Below are 4212 nucleotides of genomic sequence, written 5' to 3' on the forward strand. Positions count from 1 at the left end.
AGCCTACACCAGCCTCAACCTTGGCCGAACGGTCGACAGCAGCAGTAACGATGCCCGCGCTTGGCTATTAGGTGATGCCATACACTCACGTCCCCTTGCTATTAATTACGGTGCACAAACAGGATATAGCGAAGCAACGCCACAAATTCGTCTTTTCATGGGAACCAACGATGGATTTTTTCACATATTCGAAAATACCGAAAATGGCGCGGAATCAGGCGAAGAAATATTTGCCTTTATACCCAGAGAATCACTAGACATTATTCGCTCATTGCGAAGTAATTTAGGGTCAAACAAGCACCCCTACGGCGTAGACGGTGCTCCCGTTGCTTTAGTAAATGATACTGATAATGATGGAACAATTGAAAGCGGTGAAGAAGTGTATGTGTATTTCGGCATGCGCCGCGGCGGCAACAGTTATTATGCCCTCGACGTAAGCAACCCTAATGCTACGCCCAGCCTTAAATGGAAAATCACCCAAGGCGGCGACTTTAGTGAGCTCGGCATGACATTCTCCACTCCCGTTGTTACCAAAGTACGCTACGAAAATACGGCTCGCGATGTGCTTATTTTTGGTGGCGGATTTGACATCCAAAACGACACGCCCGTTAAACTTTCTGAATCGCCCAGTAGCGCACTGCAGGGTGCCGCCATTTATATTGTTGATGCACGCACAGGCGCATTAATATGGAAAGCCACGGGTGGTGCAGGCAGTAATTCGCAAACTCACCTTTACAATTCAAGAATGGTGCACTCCATCCCCTCACAAATTGCCGCATTAGACAGTGATCAAAATGGTATTACAGACCGACTGTATGTTGGCGACCTTAGCGGCCTTCTTTGGCGTATTGATTTACCCGAAGGGAATACAGCCAGCCACCGATTAACATGGCAGGCCACTATTTTGGCTGATCTTGATGATGGCAGTGAAGCAGAAGATCGTCGCATGTTTCATTCCCCAGATATTGTGCAGGCCAAGGATGAATTTGGCTCTTACGACGGGGTATTAATTGCCACCGGAGACCGAGCCAACCCGTTAGAGACCACCGATGAAAACTTTATGTTTTTCATTAAAGACCGAAACACCGTAAGCGGCAGCCCAGACTCATCAACCCCCTTTGAAGATGACACCCTCGTAGACGTTACCGCTTGCGTTACCGGTGAAGAGACGGGTTGTAGCTTATTAGTCCTGCGTAACGGCTGGAAAATAAGTTTAAACAGTAATGGCGAAAAAGGCCTAGCATCACCATTAGTCGCCGCCGGCAAGGTATTCTTTACATCTTATGAACCCTCGAGTGGCAGTAGCTGTGAACCCGCAGAAGGCAGCGGCAAACTCTATGCTGTGAACTTAAAAGACGGCACCGCCGCCTATTCGACACAAGGGCGGCCAATAGATTTAGGCCCAGGTATTCCACCAGCGGTTACCGCTATTGGTAACGACACCCTCATTATTCCTAGTGCGGGCATTGTAAAACTCGACCAAACCGTACCAAACAATGACAAAACAAAACTCATCGAGGCCGGAGGCAAACCCATGCATATTATTTATTGGCGAGAAACTGGCATCGATGATTTATAGGGCATAAAAATGAAAAAAAATTACGGATTTACTTTAATGGAGCTGATGATCGCTATTGTCATCATCTCCATTATGGCCAGTATTGCCATGGCGTCCTACCAAAGCAGTATTTTAAAAACAAAGCGAAAGGCCGCCATTAGCACCCTAATAACATTCGCCTCGGAGCAAGAGGAATACTTTGTAAACAATAAAGGTTATGCCATCGACTTAACAGACCTTGGTTACACGAACACTGGCGCCAGTGGCGACCCTTTTTACATTGATGACAACGGTAATAGCAGCACTAGCGCTTTGGGCATCTATAAAGTTATTTTTGCCAGTGGCGCCACAACCCGAGCCTATACTTTGTCGGCAGTGCCTATTAACGGCCAAACCGACGATACCCAATGCGCGACCATTAGCTTAGCGTCCAGCGGTGTTCAAACTACAACCGGCACCGATACCGCTTCGAATTGCTTTAGGTAATCATTAGGGCCGAGGAAAAAATACTTTATCCAATAATACTTGCCTCCCGCTTCCTCAACCGCGTTGCTCAAAGCGTTACATGCCTCGGTAACTGCTCCATGCGTTACCCTAATGACCTATATCCGTATAGGCCCCGGCATGCGCCCCTTCGAGCGCCTTGTTGAGAAAGTAGGCGCCCTCGTCTAATTGGACAAACTATTATTGCCTCGCCCCTTAGTGAAATCGATAACGAATACCTAAGGGGCGATACTCCAATACAACATCAAACCCGCCCGCAATCCCCAAATTAATACCAAAACCCTATAAAAATCGGTATCCGAATCGACTTGGCGCTCGATTCGAGTACCGCCATAGCGTACACGGTAAATCAAACCAAAAAAGTCAGCGCAACCAAAATATCTCTCCTATTCTGAATAATATAATAGGAGAAATACTTATGAGCTTTGACACCCTTTTTAGCAATGCCACGCGCTTGCCGAGCATCCCTAAAATCATCCAAGAACTCATTGAAAGCTTTGATGATCCCGATGCCGACATGGACAAAATTTCTGCGAAAATTGCCCTAGAGCCTGTGCTCACCACCAAACTACTGCGCGTCGCCAATTCCGCGCACTACGGTCTACCCAGACAGGTGTCATCCGTTCAAGACGCCACTATTATTATGGGATTCCCTGCGGTACGAACACTGGTAATGGCGAGCGGTATGGTCGACTCTCTCGAAATGCCGGCGTCACTCGATAAGCGACAATTCTGGCTAAATGCGTTTGAAATTGCGGGTTGCGCCAAATGGCTCTGCAAATTTAAAAAAGGGATCGATGCGAATGTGGCATTCACTGCAGGCTTAATCCACACCATTGGCCAGCTACTGATGTACTCTGCTGACACCAATAAAGCGGATGTTGTTCAAGCGAAAGTGAACACTGGCGAAGACCGGCTTTTGGCCGAAAATGAAATTTTTGGTTACAACCACTGCGAGGTGGGCGCGGAGCTCGCTAAACGCTGGAAATTTCCCGAGGTAATCAACACCGGATTGAAGTATCAAAACAGCCCCAAAGATGCAACGCCCGCCTCGGAAATAGCTGCCTTAATTTATTTAGCTAAGCATGTTGTCAATATGCACAAAGACAACCCATCATCAGAAGAGCTTATTAGTAGCCTACCCGAAGAATTGCAGGCTACGCCACCGGTAGACCTCTCGGCAATGACCGAAGCACTCGGTGATGTGGAAGATTTTAGTGGCGGAATTGGCTCGCTACTTGAGTAAACGCCCAGAACAATCCATCGAAAAAAAAGCCCACCCCCGAACGGGGGTAGGCTTTTGCGTATTAAACAATTTAACCTTCGATTAGGCCTTTAGAGCTCAGTGATGGCCTTTATCGTGAGCTCCATGATGATCGCTGCCATGGTGCTTATGCTGCTTCGCCATCATCTCGTCGACTTTAGCCAGCTCCTCTGCAGAAAGTAACGCGCCAAGCTCGCCTTTATGGCTCTCACGTAGCGCAGCCATTTCAGCATGCCGTTCCTGGCGCAACGCTTTAATTTCGGTCTTGTGCTTTTTCTGTACGGCGCGCACTTGTTCTGCGCGCTCGCTGTCCAGCTTCAAAAGAGTCGCTATATCATTCTTCTTGAGCTTACACTGCCCATCTTTACAGTCCCCCTCTTTACCGGGACAAGCCACCGCTAAAGAAGCGCTCAACATCAGCGCAGTTGCCATACCTAAAGTTTTTACAAACATTGATTATTCCTCGGACAAGTAAAAAGATGCTCTTTAGGGTACACATTAGCGGAAAAGTTGCCGCGTTGTAGAGCAGTAACAATAATATTGCCCTTAGTATCGGTAATTAATGACTTAGATCATGCTTGCGCACAGAAAAACAAACAATGTCTTCGTAGTCTTCGTAGTCTTCGTAAAAGAATGTAAGGATCGTACTCAAATTGCAGGCATAAAAAAATCCAGTAGAGCTAACTACTGGATTTTTTTATTTATGGAGCGGGAAACGAGGCTCGAACTCGCGACCCCAACCTTGGCAAGGTTGTGCTCTACCACTGAGCTATTCCCGCAATCGTAAAAGGCAGTTTGACGGTAATTAAAGCGACTGCAGACAGGCGCCCTGCTTTTGTCTACCGTTCATTATTCGACAGGCGCATTATAAGGCAAAAACCTCTGG

The 4212-nt window shown here is 47.3% G+C and carries 4 protein-coding genes and 1 tRNA gene; 3 read left to right on the top strand and 2 right to left on the bottom strand.

All coding sequences use genetic code 11. From position 1 onward, the window contains the following. The 3 genes from AC3A8L_RS06125 to AC3A8L_RS06135 all read left to right on the top strand — a co-directional run. A partial coding sequence (locus tag AC3A8L_RS06125) for a pilus assembly protein (protein ID WP_487961350.1) occupies positions 1–1579 on the top strand: 1579 nt, incomplete at its 5' end. Positions 1580–1588: 9 nt separating this feature from the next. Beyond that, complete coding sequence (locus tag AC3A8L_RS06130) at positions 1589–2044, top strand: type IV pilin protein (protein ID WP_487961351.1); 456 nt, start codon at positions 1589–1591, stop codon at positions 2042–2044. Positions 2045–2480: 436 nt separating this feature from the next. Further along, a complete protein-coding gene (locus tag AC3A8L_RS06135) occupies positions 2481–3308 on the top strand; it encodes an HDOD domain-containing protein (RefSeq protein ID WP_487961352.1) in 828 nt (275 codons plus the stop codon). Between the two features lie 96 nt (positions 3309–3404). Here the strand turns inward: AC3A8L_RS06135 and AC3A8L_RS06140 are convergent, their stop codons facing one another. After that, positions 3405–3779, bottom strand: coding sequence for a hypothetical protein (locus AC3A8L_RS06140; RefSeq protein WP_487961353.1), 375 nt, complete (start codon positions 3777–3779; stop codon positions 3405–3407). Between the two features lie 251 nt (positions 3780–4030). Beyond that, positions 4031–4105: transfer RNA gene (locus AC3A8L_RS06145), tRNA-Gly, on the bottom strand. Positions 4106–4212 lie beyond the last annotated feature (107 nt).

It is taken from the genome of Marinagarivorans sp., assembly GCF_982758155.1.